This window comes from Alphaproteobacteria bacterium (assembly GCA_016870095.1).
GTDB lineage: Bacteria > Pseudomonadota > Alphaproteobacteria > Paracaedibacterales > VGCI01 > VGCI01.
Genome location: VGCI01000003.1, coordinates 159,659 through 174,177, shown reverse-complemented (window position 1 = coordinate 174,177; position 14,519 = coordinate 159,659). Strand labels below are relative to the sequence as shown.

Genomic DNA, 14,519 nt, shown 5'->3' with positions numbered 1-14,519 from the left:
AGTTAATTTATTAATTTCATCAGTATCTGACGTAGGGGGGGGGAGTGACACTTATGCAAAAAGGACTAACAATAGCATAGGAAGTTGCCTCAATATTATATAATTGATGATCAAAAATTCCTAAACCCCCGGGTTTTAAACACCCTCTCAAATTTTCCATACAAATTGGTTGTTCCAATACCCGTGGAGGTAATTTTTCTAAATAAATAAGCGAAAATCTACTAATTAAACATTGAGGAACAGGCTTAGTCCAATCCCACACAATGTCAGGCCTAACATCTTCTGTTTCAGCTAGCGTTAAACTATCTGCGTGGTCGTGATTTCCTTTGTCAGCATCATTTAACCACTTATTTTCCCCATTTTCGTTCGAAGGCTTCCAATTATAGGGATCTTTTCCACACCCGACAATTAACCGCGTAATTTTAGGGTGAGCTTCTAAAGTTGAGAGAATTTTTTGTTCATTACTAATAACAATAGCTTCTACTGCAAGAACACGCTGATTATTAAAAACACACATAGAAAGAACGATGAATAATGCAACTCTATATTTCTTCATATTGTCATTCCACTAATTATTGGCTTAAGAAAGTTTATCAATTATCTATTATAAAAGTTTTGAAATTATAATTTTTTTTATTTTAGGATCAATTATTAACATAATACTTATTAAAACGCTACTCTTTAATAAATTTACCCATGTCTATGTCTTTGGGATGGGATTGGTAACCTTCCGGGTCTTCGAACGGCATTTCCCTATACTCATTCCGCTTGTAGAAATTATAGGCCTCAGGGGAGGATTGTATGTGCAAAGCTTTAATCTTTTGATGACTTAACCAACGTTCTAAAAATTGTATAAATTTTTGACCTATTCCTTGATTGCGATAAGACTCTTCAAGAACAATCATACGTAAAGCCGCTCGGGCTTCCGGCCAAAATTGAAGGTGAGCATAACCTATGATTGTCATACCTTTGCGCAGAACAATATGAAAATGTGAGGGGTCGTTGAAAGTCCTTGTATAAGGATCTTCTATATTAAGAAGACGAAAGAAATAGTGTTGCCGAAAATACTTAACTTTCCCCCATTCACGCTCTGTAAGCGCTTGAACCAAGGTTAACCCCTGAAAGCCCGATTTTTCTAACATTTCTGTAATAAGGTCATCTTTTGCCAGAGTATAAGCATTTTGATCATTTGAATACTTGATCGCCAGATTCAATTTCAAATCCTCATATCGCTTAAGTTCTGCAGGATTTTCTAGTAAATAGGCACGGAATAACAAATGTTTATCAATTTCGGGATTACCTTCTTCCCAAATATGCAAATGATGGGTCCGTTCAGATATGCCTTTGGTGAAAAAACGCCGAAAGAGCATACCCAACTCACCACGGTCGAGGTACCCCATAGCTTCTAATGCTTTCGCATCCACATGCAAGATGTCTTTAACGACTGGCACCATATCAATGATTGGCTTTGCTGCCAGGCCTGGTATTGATGTCGATCCCACATGATGGATGGCAACACAATTCTTCCCCAAGGCCGTACGAATCAAGGCTGCTTCTTGAGCAAACATTGTTGACCATGCAGGATCATAGGGGACAACTTCTATAGTAGGCCCTTGGGAGGTCATTTCGAGATTAAATTTAAGCATACATGCCGCCTATTTTGTGACCTGGCCATACTGTTGAAAGACAAGCTATTTTAGAGCCTATCATAATGACAACCCATCAAAATCAATGCTTACTTAGACCACAAAAAAGAGCAAGAACGCAAGTTCTTGCTCTTCTCATCAATTAGTTGGACAGCTAATTTTTATTCGGCAGTCTCAGGCGTGTTGACTTCTACAACAGGCTCAGCGATGGGTTCAGGTGCTTTCGTAGCCACAGCTTGCAACAACCCTTTTGTTTGTAATTTGTGACGAGAACGCTCAGCAATACGAGCACTTTTACCGGTACGATCCCGCAGATAATATAACTTAGCACGACGAACATCTCCGTGACGAATCACTTCAATACGAATATTTGGGGAGTGTAAAGGAAATACACGTTCTACGCCTTCCCCATTGGAGATCTTACGGACTCTTAAAGAAGAATTAAGTCCACGAAGTTTGCGTCCAATAACAACACCTTCATAAGGCTGAATACGCTGACGTTCACCTTCTGTAACTTTCACGTGCACACGAACTGTGTCACCCGCACGAAAATCTGGAATTTCTTTGCCTTCAGTCAATTTCTTGACTTGCTCATTATTAATTTGCTGTAAGAGGTTCATTGTTTTCTCCCTATCTGTTCCAGATATCGCACCCATAAATCAGGCCGTCGTATCTGCGTTATTCGTAATGCTTCCTTTTGGCGCCAAGCCAAAATCTTTTTATGATCCCCTGAAATAAGTACTTCAGGAACCATCTTATTTTTCCAAACTTGTGGTCGAGTATACTGCGGATACTCCAATAATCCTAGCTCAAAACTTTCGTTGGCAGATGACTCTTCTTTACCAATTACACCAGGAAGCAAGCGAATACAAGCATCAAGTAATGTGAGGGCCGCCATTTCTCCCCCAGAAAGGACATAATCTCCAATGCTAACTTCCTCTAACCTGCCTTTTTCTTCCCAATGCTCTATAACACGGTTATCCACGCCTTCATAGCGACCATTCAAGAGAATGATCCCAGAACACGAGGCAAACCGCCTAACCATCGCTTGATCTAAAGGCTTTCCTCGGGGTGTCAAAAATATTAAAGGCCGCGTTGCCTGAGGCGCCTCCCTAGTCATAACATGTTCAAGGGCCGCATCCACAACATTAGGACGCAAGACCATACCAGCCCCCCCTCCAAAACATGTATCATCAACAGATCGATGCTTGTCGGTTGCAAAATCCCGAATGGGCACCAAATCTAGGGACCATAACCCTTCTTCTAAAGCTCGACCAGATAAAGAATGCCCTAAAGGTCCGGGAAACATCTCTGGAAACAAAGTGACCACGGTTGCTTCCCAAGGTTGTGATGGCATTTTAGATGTCATGCTCATTCTTTCTTTTCGGAAAACTCTTCTGCTTTGTTATCTTCATTTTGAGGGGCGGTTGAGTTCAATAAAAAATGACGATCAACTCGGATCTCCCCGTCCTTACCTTTCTCAGGCAATCGAACGATAGGAACCGCCTCTCGCGTGAAGGGAATTGTGTATACATGATGCTCTGGGTCGCTAATTTCAAGAAAATCACCCGCACCATAATTCCCCAAAGCATCTATAATGCCAATAAGGTCGCCTTCTAAATCTTTTACCGTTAAGCCGATTAAATCATTGTAATAGAATTCTTCTTCAGGAAGGTCGGGTAGACTTTGTCGATTCACGAATAGTTTCGTTCCTCTTAAAGCCTCCGCTTGGTTTCTATCCGTAATACCATCAATTTTCATAATTAAACTGTTGGACGAAACTTCTCTGACTAGTTTGAGGGAAAACGTCTGACCTTTTTCATTCCGCAGCGGCCCATAATCAAAGATATTTGTGGGTATTTGCGTAAACGTTTTTACCTTCACGGCACCTTGAATCCCATGAGCAGAAGCAATGATAGCTAATAAAATCATGGGATTTCCTGAAGAATTTTTATTCAGCAGAGGTTTTTTCTTCCTCAACAGGTTCAGAAATGCTTTCTTCAATCTCAGCGGCAGGCGCAGCTTCTTCAATTGGGGCAACTTCTGGCTCACTGACAACCGATGTTTCCTCAGCGGCAGGCGCAGCTTCTTCAACTGGAGCAGCTGGAGGGGCGGCCTCAACAACAGGTTCAGGTGCATTTTTTGCAGCCTCTAAAGCATCTTGTTCAGCCTTAGCCCGTTCTTGCGCACGCTTTTTAGGAGCTGATTTTTGTGGGTCTGCTGCTCGAACCTTCTTTTCAGCCAAACCAACATTGCTTAAGAATAATTCAACACGATCTGTTGCTTTAGCGCCAACTGACAACCAATGCTGAATCCTTTCAACATTCAAAACAATTCTTTCTGCATGGCCATGAGGTAATAATGGGTTATAGGTACCCACTTTTTCAACGAAGCGACCATCACGTGGACTGCTTGCTTCTGCGACGACAATCCGGTAAAACGGACGCTTCTTAGCTCCACCGCGTGCAAGACGAATTTTTAATGCCATTTTTTTCTCCCTAGTCTTTATCTTAATCTCTAATGCCCAAAAAGCCCCTTCAGACCTTGTCGCATTAATCCTTTTTTGCCCATTTTACCCATTTTTTTCATCATTAACTGCATTTGTTGGAACTGCTTAATCAGTCGATTTACATCAACAACTGTTGTTCCTGACCCTGCTGCAATCCGTCTTTTACGAGACGCATTTAATAAACGATGATCTCGTCGTTCTTTTTTTGTCATTGATCGAATCACAGCAAGTTGCTGGCGAATTACGCCATCGTTCATACCGGATTCAGCAATCTTATCTTTTATTTTGCCAATGCCGGGCAAGAAACCCATCATTGTGCTCAAGCCACCCATCTTCATCATTTGTTCAAGCTGGCTAGCCATATCATTCAAATCAAAGACACCCTTCTGAAGCTTTTCAGCCATCTTTTGAGCATCATCTGCATTTATGACCTCTGCTGCCCGCTCGACTAAGCTGACAACATCGCCCATGTCTAATATACGTCCCGCGATGCGTGACGGCTGAAAAACCTCCAACTGGTCTAATTTTTCACCCACGCCCATTAATTTAATGGGACAGTTTGCAACAGCCCGCATGGATAGAGCAGCACCCCCACGGGCATCACCATCAATACGGGTCAAAACAATTCCCGTAATGCCAACTTGGTCTTGAAATGCCTTAGCAATCGTAACCGCATCTTGGCCGGTCATGGCGTCAGCAACAAGCAACGTTTCTGTAGGTTGTGTCGCTGCTTTAACAGCAGCAACTTCCGCCATCAGGACTTCATCAATATGCAAACGGCCCGCACTATCTAGTAAGAGCACATCAAAACCTTGTAGCCGCGCCATGGTTATCGCACGTTGTGCGATGACTAAAGGCTTTTCTTCAGGCACAATTGGCAACGTCTCGATCTCAAGCTGACGCCCGAGAGAGGCAAGTTGTTCTTGTGCCGCAGGACGATATACGTCTAAAGAAGCCATCAGCACGTTTTTCCCGTGCTTTTCCTTCAACAATTTGGCAATCTTGCCCGTAGAAGTTGTCTTACCTGATCCTTGCAACCCAACCATTAACATTGTTAAGGGCGCGGGAGCCGATAGATTTAAAGGCTCAACTTCAGTTCCTAACATTTCAACCAAATGATCGTGAACAATTTTCACAACCATTTGGCCCGGCGTTACACTTTTGATTACGTCTTGACCAATTGCTTTTTCGCGAACGTCTTCAATAAACTGTTTAACAACAGGAAGAGCGACATCAGCCTCAAGCAAGGCAATGCGAACCTCTCTCATTACTGCGACGACGTCTGCTTCTGTTAAAGCGCCGCGTCCGCGAAGTCGATCGAGAATTCCCGTCAATCGCCCCGAAAGTGTTTCAAACATACCTTATACGTACCAAATTCAAAAAATTAAATGCACAAAGCCCCCCACTCATGCCTGGAAAGCTTTACACATTATTTATAGATCTCTGGTTCTGCCGTCAAGCTTAATGTCTGTAAAACCAGGAAAAAGACTAGCAAATTATCGATCTCTCGTTATAAAGAAATCTTTTTCGTCTAAATGAAGAGTAATTTCCTCTTCATCTGCCAATCCTTCTCTATGGGTATCTGGCGTCGTATATCGCCCAAAAATGAAAGCTCCCTTCGCATAGGCTTTGGACATTGTAATGTTTTCACTGTCCATCTCTTGGCCGGGAACGACTTCCCACTCTATAACATCTATATCAGCGGCATGATCTTTGCGTAACTGGTCAACTGCTGCAAAATATTGCTCTGCAGTCATGGCAGCAACCTGTCCCATAACGCCGTCGTCATAAATAAGAATGAGATGAACATCGACGGGCGCATTGCTGTTCACTTTTTTACTGACTTTAAAATTGACTTTTTCAAGCCAAATCTTGGCCTGTTCCATTTTAATCGCCCCTGCGAGGGCACCATCGGCACATCCTTGAAGAAAAATACCCAAGCATAGGATTAGACATAAACGCTTCCAAATAGTCATTTTTATATTTTCCTTACAATTAATCATCGGCGCTTACCCATTTATTAACCAGTTTAAGGGTAGAATACTTCTATTGATCTAATTTAGACGCGCGCCACGTATTTTTGCAAGCCAGAGAAAGAACATAGAGATGAAAAAAAAGAACAAACAAACCCAACCCCTCACAAGGTATGAAGATGCTGATCTTCCCGATTTGGCTGATATCTACGCACTTGCTTATAGAACAATGAATTTTTTGCCACATCGCTTTCAAGAATATACAAGCAATATTCTGGTTCGCGTTGAAAATTTCTCTGATCAGGATATTCTAGATGGTCTCAAATTAACCGATAAATATGATCTTCTTGGTTTATACCAAGGAATTCCTCTGCCATTAAAAGGATCAAACGACACGCTGGCTATTCCGGATATTATTTATTTGTTCCGCGGCCCCCTAATTCGCTTTGCCCGTGAAAATTCCGAAGCACTGCCCCGCCTGGTTCACAGTGTTATGATTCATGAAGTGGGTCATCATTTTGGGTTTAGTGATTTTGATATGGAATGGATCGAGAATAAGTTTGATTAGGTCAATAGGTATTGAAATAAAAATCTGTAAATTTCCCCTTTGCTGACACGCCACGCAAAGATATTCACCTAGCCTTTTGGATAAAGAAAATTTACAAGAGGTTTACTCGCCCTTTTTCTTCTTTGGAGCCCCCTTTTTGGCACCAGCAAACCGTCCGCGACGACCTCCTCCCGAAGCTGCTTTTTGAACTTTGGCATTTACGATGGCAACACCATCTTCTAACGTTAAGTTCAAAAAATCATAAGACTTCGGAATAGAAGCAAATTGGTCACCAAACTTTACGTAAGGTCCAAAACGCCCCAAGCCCACACTTAATTTTTCTCCCGTCTCAGGGTGTACGCCAATAGCAAAAGGCAAATTTTTTAATTGTAAGGCCATTTCGAGAGTTACATCATCCGGTGGCGTCGTGGCCGGCAAAGAAACCCGTTTTGGTTTTGGTTGTGTAGATTTTGTCGCTTTTTTCTTAGGTTTAGCTTTTCCTTTCTTAGGAGCGTCTTCTTTTTCTTCCTTTTTTGCAGGCTTTTGAGCGGATACCGTGGTTTCATCTCCCCATTGAATATAATAACCGTAAGGGCCCTTTCGCAAAGAAATCATCTCTTGCGTATCAGGATCATTCCCAATTTCTTTTGGCTCCTCGGGGGCGGTCGCGGTCGCTTCATCTGCATTTACACTTAAAGGCCTTGTATAGCGACACTCCGGATAATTAGAGCAGCCTAAAAAGGCACCAAATCGACTCAATTTTAAGCTGACTCGACCCGTTTTACACGTTGGACAAACACGCTCATCATCCCCGTGGAAAAGGTGAAAGCTTAAATCGTGCTCTAAGCGGTCGATAACTTCTGTTGTGCGCAAATTTTGTGTTGAATCTGCCGTTTCATGAAAGGGTTCCCAAAATCGACCAAGAACAGCTTTCCAAGGCAAATTCCCTTGGGAAATTTCATCTAATTCTTCTTCTAGATTGGCTGTAAAGTCGTACTGCACATATTTGTTAAAGAAATTAACGAGGAATACTGTAACCAGTCGGCCTCGTTCTTCGGGTATGAATTGACGCTTTTCAAGTCGAACATAATCACGCTCTTGCAAAACATTGATGATCGAGGCATAAGTCGAGGGCCTGCCAATACCCAGTTCTTCTAACTTTTTTACCAAACTTGCCTCACTATAGCGTGGTGGCGGTTGTGTAAAATGTTGATTAGGAGTTACTTGTGTTTGTTCAATAGCTTCACCCATGGAAAGCACAGGTAAAAGCCGATCTTCTTCATCCTTTTCCGAATCCTCATCAACGCCTTCTTGATAAAGCTTTAAAAATCCATCAAAGGTTAAGGTGGTACCCGTTGCCCGCAAAGTAATTCGTTTGTCAGGCGAAGACATCTCCACAGTAACTTGGTCAAAGAGAGCACTTTCCATTTGTGAGGCAACAGTTCGCTTCCAAATCAGTTCATAAAGTTTGAATTGGGCATCATCTAAGTAGCCTCGCACTTCTTCAGGACGGCGAGAGACTTCTGTTGGACGAATGGCTTCGTGAGCTTCTTGAGCATTCTTGGACTTATTTTTAAATACCCGCGGGGAAGAGGGTAAATAAGGCTTCCCGTAAGATTTTTCTATATAAGAGCGTGCAGCGGTTAGAGCTTCATTGGCAATTTGAATGCTATCTGTACGCATGTAAGTAATTAAACCTGTGACTTCACCACCAATTTCAATACCTTCGTATAAACGTTGAGCAAGCTGCATAGTTCGAGACGCTCCAAACCCCAGCTTTCGAGACGCTTCTTGCTGCAAGGTTGAGGTAATAAAGGGCGCTGCAGGATGTCGTTTGACTTGTTTCTTCTCAAGAGTCGATACAGCTAACGTTTGTTGACGAATAGCCGCACAAGCAGATTCTGCTAAGCTTTGGCTATTAAGATCAAATTTATCAAGTTTTTTTCCATTGAGGTGCGTCAAACGACCGACAAACTTTTCTTTACGGGGCGTCATGAGTTGCGCCGTGATTGACCAATACTCTTGGGGTTTAAATATTTCGATTTCGGCTTCACGTTCAACCACCAGCCTTAAAGCCACGGATTGTACACGCCCAGCAGACCGGGATCCCGGCAATTTACGCCACAAAACAGGGGAAAGGGTAAAACCAACTAAGTAATCAAGGGCGCGTCGTGCCATATAGGCTTCAACAAGCTCTCTATTGATTGGCCTTGGATGCGCTAGTGCATGCTGTACAGCAGTTTTCGTAATTTCATGAAAGACAATCCGTTCAACTTGAGTTTTTGCAGATAGAGCCCCTGAATCACTTAAAACTTGCTGGACATGCCAAGAAATGGCCTCCCCTTCTCTATCCGGATCGGTTGCGAGGTAAAGATGATCAGCACCTCGAACGGCTTTGGCGATTTCGGCTATATGCTTTTTAGCCCGTTCGTCTGTTTCCCACGTAAAAGCAAAATCCTCTTCGGGGCGAACAGAGCCATTTTTGGATGGCAAATCACGAATGTGCCCAAAGCTTGCCAGAACGATAAAATCCTTTCCCAAATAACGATTAATCGTTTTGGCTTTGGCTGGAGATTCTACAATAACAACGTTTTTCATAAGGTTTTTTGTCCTTAACCGTAATGCGGATGCGTGATGATTTTCATTTTGCTAACCTTACAGCCTATTAGCAAGGGATTATACAAAAGATCAAGAAAAATTTCTTAAAGTGTGATGAAAGTTAGAAGCTGGGTTGAGAATTCAATGCTTAATTCTCTTCCTATATTGAAGGCACTCTTATCTTCTCGTAAATTTTGCAATAGCTTCCACATGAACAGTCCAACGAAATTGATCAAGGGGTTGAATGTACTCGATTTGATATCCTCCGGCAACGAGGACGCGGGCATCCCGAGCAAACGTTAAAGGATTGCAAGATACATAAATAAGCGTAGGAACGGCGGAATTGGCCAAGGCATTCGTTTGAGTTTCCGCTCCAGCGCGCGGGGGATCAATGACCACAACATCATATTCAGAAAGTTCATTATTTTTGAGCGGCGTTTTAAAAAGATCCCGATAGACTGTTGTAATAGGACGTTGGGATTTCTGGCTAGCATTTTTAAGAGCCAACAAAGCAGGTTCGTCCATTTCATAACCGACGACTGGCGCAAACCGCGACAAGGGCAATGAGAGCGTTCCGCGGCCGCAGAAAAGGTCTGCAATTCTTTTAGGAGCTGGTGGCAAAAGCTTCGTCACAATATCTGTAAGAATTTCATCTGCTTTTGCACTGGGTTGTAAAAAGCCCCGACAATTACTCTCGACAGGAACACCATCAAATAAAACATAAGGCGTATCTCGAATAAGTGTGAAGTCTTCTTTTCCTTTTAAGGTTACGATGAGTCGGCATAAATTCTGATGGGCAGCAAATTCTCCCCACAATTCTCGTTGTTCCAAAGTGAGGGGTGTTCTATCGCGCACCTCTATATTGACGTCCAAACCATTTTCCGCAGCAGTTATAAAGACTTCTCCTTCAAATCCAGGAGGAAAGGATTTTCCAATAACAGTCAGGAGAGGGTTCATAAACGAAACAATTTCAGGTTTTAAGATATGACAACTTTTCAGCGTGAGAAGTTCATAACTATGATACTTATGATACCCCAATTCAACCCCTTTGGGTAGACAACGGAAATTAAAATTGGCTCTTCGTCTTATCCCCGCAGGAAGCACAATAGGTGTTTTCACAAGATGTTGAGGAGACTCAAAACCTTCAAACAATAATGGTTTCAAAATTTTATCGCGTTTAAATTGGGTGTAAGTCATGTCATTGAGATGTTGGAGCTGACAGCTGCCACAGACTCCAAAATGTGGGCAGGGTGGGTCAACATAATTGGCACCATGCTTCATAATTTCATAGTTAACCACGATATATCGATTTTTCTTTGTTAACGAAAGCTCAACACTGACTTCATCCCCAGGACTTGCGTAAGGAATATAGAGACGTTGGGTATCAGCAATGACAACCCCATCCCCGTTTTGACCTAATTCTTGGACAAGAAGGTCTTTCTGAATTGTTGAGCTTTGTGCCATAGAAATCCCTTTTAAAAATCATCAGATACTCGACACGTTCTAGGGTATTTTTTAATTTTCTGCAAGGGAAATGGCAAAAGGAAGTTGATATAAAAAAAGCCTGAACAAATCAGGCTTTCATATTAGGTGAGTGCTGAAAGGTGGTGGGCGATGACAGATTTGAACTGCCGACCCTCTCGGTGTAAGCGAGACGCTCTACCGCTGAGCTAATCGCCCACTTATTCTCAGTCACTCATGCACCATAAAACAAGTTATCTATCATTTCAATCGTTGTTTGATAGAAACTCATAATTTATTTTGCAACAGCTTCTTTCAACTGCTTACCAGCGCGGAACTTAGGTAGGCGTGTTGCTGGAATGCGAATTGCTGCACCAGTACGTGGGTTACGGCCATCGCTAGCTGGACGGTTTGTTACAACGAATGTACCAAAACCGATCAAACGTACTTCTTCACCTTTTTTCAAAGATTGAGTAATGGAACGGAATGTTGCGTCAATTGCTTTTTCTGCATCTGTCTTTGTTAGATTTGAAGCAGTTGCGACTTTTGAGATTAAATCACTTTTATTCACGGTATATGTCCTATATTAAAGTTGAACCACTAGACTACACTTAGAATCTTAAGGCGACTTTTCCCCTTTCGTCAACACGGAATATTGGCTTTTTGCCAAGAAATATGCAATTTTCTGCCATTTTTTGGCAAAAATCACAAAAAAAAGCGTTTTTATGGCAGATTTGAGCCATTTTTACTAAAATTCCTGCGACAATTTAAACATAAACTTACCCCTTTTTTACACCGGTATTTAAATATTTAATCGGGAGTCATAATGATTATATTTATCATTTGGGGGGTAGGAGATGCTTGCGAAGGGGGTATATTCCTTTTATAAATAGGAGGAATAATTACATATATATTATTAGGTAGGTCTTTTATGATCATTGTTACAGGTGCTGCAGGATTTATTGGCTCGAATATTATTGCGGCTTTAGAAGGGCGGAATATCAATAGAATAGTTGCTTGCGACACTCTAGGCACAAGCCATAAATGGCATAACCTGGCTAAACGCGATTTATATAACTGTATTGACTCCAGTCAACTTTTCCCCTACCTAGAATCGCAAAAATCTCAAATTCAAGTTATTTTCCATATGGGAGCTCTTTCCGATACAACAGAAAGCAATGTTGACCTCGTCTTAGACCAAAATTATCGCTTAACGATGAATTTACTCCAATGGTGTGGGCGTCATCGTGTTCGCTTAATATATGCTTCTTCAGCAGCCACATATGGAGACGGTAGCGCAGGATTCCATGATTCCTTTACACGCAAAGATCTTCAAAAACTCCGCCCTCTTAATCCGTACGGATGGAGCAAGCATATGGTTGATCGCTCTCTTGCTCAAATTCGAGAATTGAGTTCAAAAGAAGATCACTCCTTGCCACCTCAATATGCAGGTCTCAAATTTTTTAATGTTTATGGCCCAAACGAATACCATAAAGGAAGCATGGTGAGCGTAGTGAATCAGGTGTTTCATCAAATTCGTGAAAATGGCACAGCTCGTCTCTTTAAATCAGATCATCCAGACTATGCTGATGGGGGCCAATTACGGGACTTTATATACATAGAAGATTGTTTGAATGTGATGATGTGGCTTTATGATCATCCCGAAGTCAGTGGTCTATTTAATGTTGGCACAGGTGAAGCCCGAAGTTTTGCTGATGTTGCTCGAGCTGTTTTTGCAGCACTTAACAAACCTGAAGCTATTAACTATATTGAAATGCCGGATATTCTAAAAGGTAAATACCAATATTTTACGCAAAGTACGAATGCGAGTTTAGGGGCCAACGCCTACAATCAGCCATTTACACCTCTAGAGGTCGGTATTAATGATTATGTCCACAACTATTTACTGAAAGAGGATCCCTATCGCTAAAGCTATAGGAAAGACTGCGTGAGTTTATAAAAAAACCTGAAACAACCAACGCCATTAACTTTATCTGAAAATTAAGGAACACTATGACAAACCTAAAGCAACTCAAAATTGCCGTCGTCGGGGCTACAGGAAATGTGGGTCGAGCCATGCTTTCTGTATTAAGTGAACGGGACGTTCCTATCAAAAATGTTTATGCAGTTGCCTCGGATCGGTCTGCAGGCCACGAAGTTTCATATGGCGATGAGGGCACGTTAAAAGTAATGCCTTTAAATGCTTTTGATTTTAATGGTGTTCAAATCGCTTTATTTTCTCCTGGCGGCAAAGTATCGGCAGAGTATGCGCCAAAAGCCGCGGCAAGCGGATGCATAGTTATTGATAATACATCCCATTTTCGCAATGACCCCGATATTCCCCTCGTGGTACCTGAAGTTAATGGAGAAAGAATCGCTCAGTATAAAAATCGGGGAATAATTGCAAATCCCAATTGTTCTTTGATCCAGTTGGTTATGGCCCTGAAGCCATTGCAAAAAATTGCCAAAATAAAGAGAGTTGTCGTTTCAACGTATCAGTCTGTTTCGGGAGCCGGAAAAGATGCAATGGATGAACTTTTAAGTCAAACCCGTGCACTCTACATGAATAACCCAACCCAATCTCACCATTTACCTCGAACCATTGCCTTTAACGTAATTCCACAAATCGGCAACTTTCGAGATGATGGCAGTACAGATGAAGAATGGAAAATGGTCGTAGAATTGCAGAAGATTCTTACTCCCGATATTCAGGTTTCTGCAACCTGTGTGCGTGTTCCGGTCTTTATTGGTCACTGTGTATCTGCAAATGTAGAATTTGAATCGGCAATCGGCACAATAGAAGCACGTAAAGCTCTTAAATCTGCTCCCGGCATCATTGTCACGGACACTCTTGAGGAAACAGATTATACGACGCCCATTGAATGCGCAGGAGAGGATCCGGTCTATGTTAGTCGCATTCGCCAAGACACCAGTGTGACGCATGGCTTAAATTTATGGATTGTTGCGGACAACATACGGAAAGGTGCCGCCCTTAATGCGGTACAAATTGCTGAAATTGTAGCCAAAGACTACCTGTAATTAACTTTAAAAGTTTCCAAACAATGTTGTTGGAATTGGGACAATATCAATATTATATCCAGGATATTTCTCGCGATAGCTGTCCAATTTAGCATTTGCAAAATATATTAATTGATTCGAAGGCTTTACTGTATCAGAAGCCCGATAACAACAAGTACATTCCAATAATATTTGGACATCTTTTGGTAAATACGGCAGAAGATAATCAAGGAGCGCATGGGTTACAACTAGTTTTTTTAAGTTTTTAGCACCTTTTATCAAAGGAAGTATGGCCTCAATTGCTCGTTTGTTAATACCGCTGTCAGATTTTATAGAATGCTTAATCACAAGATTTTCAATACTGGTAAAGTCCTCGCAATCGTCTAAAAAATGAGTATCAATTTTATATATTGGAACACCCAAAGTCGGTCTAGGTATATAAATTTCAATTTCAGCACATCGCTCTCTTAGCGCAGCTTTCAAAGCTTCTTGTTGCTTAGGAAATTCTACCACACTCGTTCTAGTCGTTTTTAATTTGGTAATCTCAGGATCTAAATTTTCTTTAATAACTTCGGAAGTTTGTTGATTATCTACACAATATCCCGACCCAATGAAAAAACATAAAGTAAAAGTCATAACTATTATTTTGGTAACTTTAACCATTTTGTCTCCATTATAACTGTAGCTATAGGTTTCAAGGGATTTTGGACGTTATATTGATGATTAAAGGCTTACTGCATAGAAGTCAATGTATCATGTTTATAGGT

General features: G+C 41.6%; 15 protein-coding genes and 1 tRNA gene. 3 read left to right on the top strand and 13 right to left on the bottom strand.

The features are described 5' to 3' along the window. Positions 1-19: 19 nt before the first annotated feature. From FJX03_03640 to FJX03_03605, 8 genes are all read right to left on the bottom strand, one after another. Positions 20-556 (bottom strand): hypothetical protein, encoded by a 537-nt coding sequence (locus FJX03_03640; GenBank protein ID MBM3632786.1) that lies wholly within the window; start codon positions 554-556, stop codon positions 20-22. 118 nt (positions 557-674) lie between these two features. Further along, the gene (locus FJX03_03635; protein ID MBM3632785.1) at positions 675-1,625 is read right to left on the bottom strand and encodes a GNAT family N-acetyltransferase; all 951 of its coding nucleotides are present in this window, start codon (positions 1,623-1,625) and stop codon (positions 675-677) included. A 182-nt stretch (positions 1,626-1,807) separates the two neighbouring features. Further along, on the bottom strand, positions 1,808-2,266 hold the full coding sequence (locus FJX03_03630; GenBank protein ID MBM3632784.1) for a 50S ribosomal protein L19: 459 nt from the start codon (positions 2,264-2,266) through the stop codon (positions 1,808-1,810). Further along, the gene (trmD, locus tag FJX03_03625; protein MBM3632783.1) at positions 2,263-3,003 is read right to left on the bottom strand and encodes a tRNA (guanosine(37)-N1)-methyltransferase TrmD; all 741 of its coding nucleotides are present in this window, start codon (positions 3,001-3,003) and stop codon (positions 2,263-2,265) included. The genes FJX03_03630 and trmD overlap by 4 nt, the downstream gene beginning before the upstream one ends. Before the next feature lie 14 nt (positions 3,004-3,017). Next, the gene (gene rimM, locus FJX03_03620) at positions 3,018-3,578 is read right to left on the bottom strand and encodes a 16S rRNA processing protein RimM (GenBank protein ID MBM3632782.1); all 561 of its coding nucleotides are present in this window, start codon (positions 3,576-3,578) and stop codon (positions 3,018-3,020) included. A 19-nt stretch (positions 3,579-3,597) separates the two neighbouring features. Then, positions 3,598-4,134, bottom strand: coding sequence for a 30S ribosomal protein S16 (rpsP, locus tag FJX03_03615; GenBank protein MBM3632781.1), 537 nt, complete (start codon positions 4,132-4,134; stop codon positions 3,598-3,600). 29 nt (positions 4,135-4,163) lie between these two features. Next, positions 4,164-5,513, bottom strand: coding sequence for a signal recognition particle protein (locus tag FJX03_03610; protein ID MBM3632780.1), 1,350 nt, complete (start codon positions 5,511-5,513; stop codon positions 4,164-4,166). A gap of 138 nt (positions 5,514-5,651) precedes the next feature. Further along, positions 5,652-6,131, bottom strand: a complete 480-nt coding sequence (locus FJX03_03605; GenBank protein MBM3632779.1) for a hypothetical protein — start codon at positions 6,129-6,131, stop codon at positions 5,652-5,654. 130 nt (positions 6,132-6,261) lie between these two features. On the opposite strand from FJX03_03605, the gene FJX03_03600 reads away from it, so the two are divergent. Next, the gene (locus FJX03_03600; protein MBM3632778.1) at positions 6,262-6,696 is read left to right on the top strand and encodes a metallopeptidase family protein; all 435 of its coding nucleotides are present in this window, start codon (positions 6,262-6,264) and stop codon (positions 6,694-6,696) included. Between the two features lie 102 nt (positions 6,697-6,798). On the opposite strand, the gene topA is transcribed toward FJX03_03600, so the two are convergent. The 4 genes from topA to FJX03_03580 all read right to left on the bottom strand — a co-directional run bounded on the left by topA (position 6,799) and on the right by FJX03_03580 (position 11,305). Beyond that, positions 6,799-9,273, bottom strand: coding sequence for a type I DNA topoisomerase (gene topA, locus FJX03_03595; GenBank protein MBM3632777.1), 2,475 nt, complete (start codon positions 9,271-9,273; stop codon positions 6,799-6,801). Positions 9,274-9,450: 177 nt separating this feature from the next. Beyond that, entirely contained in the window at positions 9,451-10,737 is a 1,287-nt protein-coding gene (locus FJX03_03590) for a class I SAM-dependent RNA methyltransferase (protein ID MBM3632776.1), read from the bottom strand. Positions 10,738-10,878: 141 nt separating this feature from the next. Next, positions 10,879-10,953, bottom strand: a tRNA-Val gene (locus FJX03_03585). Between the two features lie 76 nt (positions 10,954-11,029). Then, positions 11,030-11,305, bottom strand: a complete 276-nt coding sequence (locus FJX03_03580; GenBank protein ID MBM3632775.1) for an HU family DNA-binding protein — start codon at positions 11,303-11,305, stop codon at positions 11,030-11,032. A gap of 360 nt (positions 11,306-11,665) precedes the next feature. Between FJX03_03580 and rfaD the strand changes: the two genes are divergently transcribed. Both rfaD and FJX03_03570 read left to right on the top strand, forming a co-directional pair. Then, positions 11,666-12,664, top strand: coding sequence for an ADP-glyceromanno-heptose 6-epimerase (gene rfaD, locus FJX03_03575; GenBank protein ID MBM3632774.1), 999 nt, complete (start codon positions 11,666-11,668; stop codon positions 12,662-12,664). 83 nt (positions 12,665-12,747) lie between these two features. Then, positions 12,748-13,773: an aspartate-semialdehyde dehydrogenase gene (locus tag FJX03_03570; GenBank protein ID MBM3632773.1), complete on the top strand. Its 1,026-nt coding sequence runs from the start codon at positions 12,748-12,750 to the stop codon at positions 13,771-13,773. Positions 13,774-13,779: 6 nt separating this feature from the next. Here the strand turns inward: FJX03_03570 and FJX03_03565 are convergent, their stop codons facing one another. Next, positions 13,780-14,415, bottom strand: coding sequence for a hypothetical protein (locus FJX03_03565; protein MBM3632772.1), 636 nt, complete (start codon positions 14,413-14,415; stop codon positions 13,780-13,782). Between the last annotated feature and the right edge of the window lie 104 nt (positions 14,416-14,519).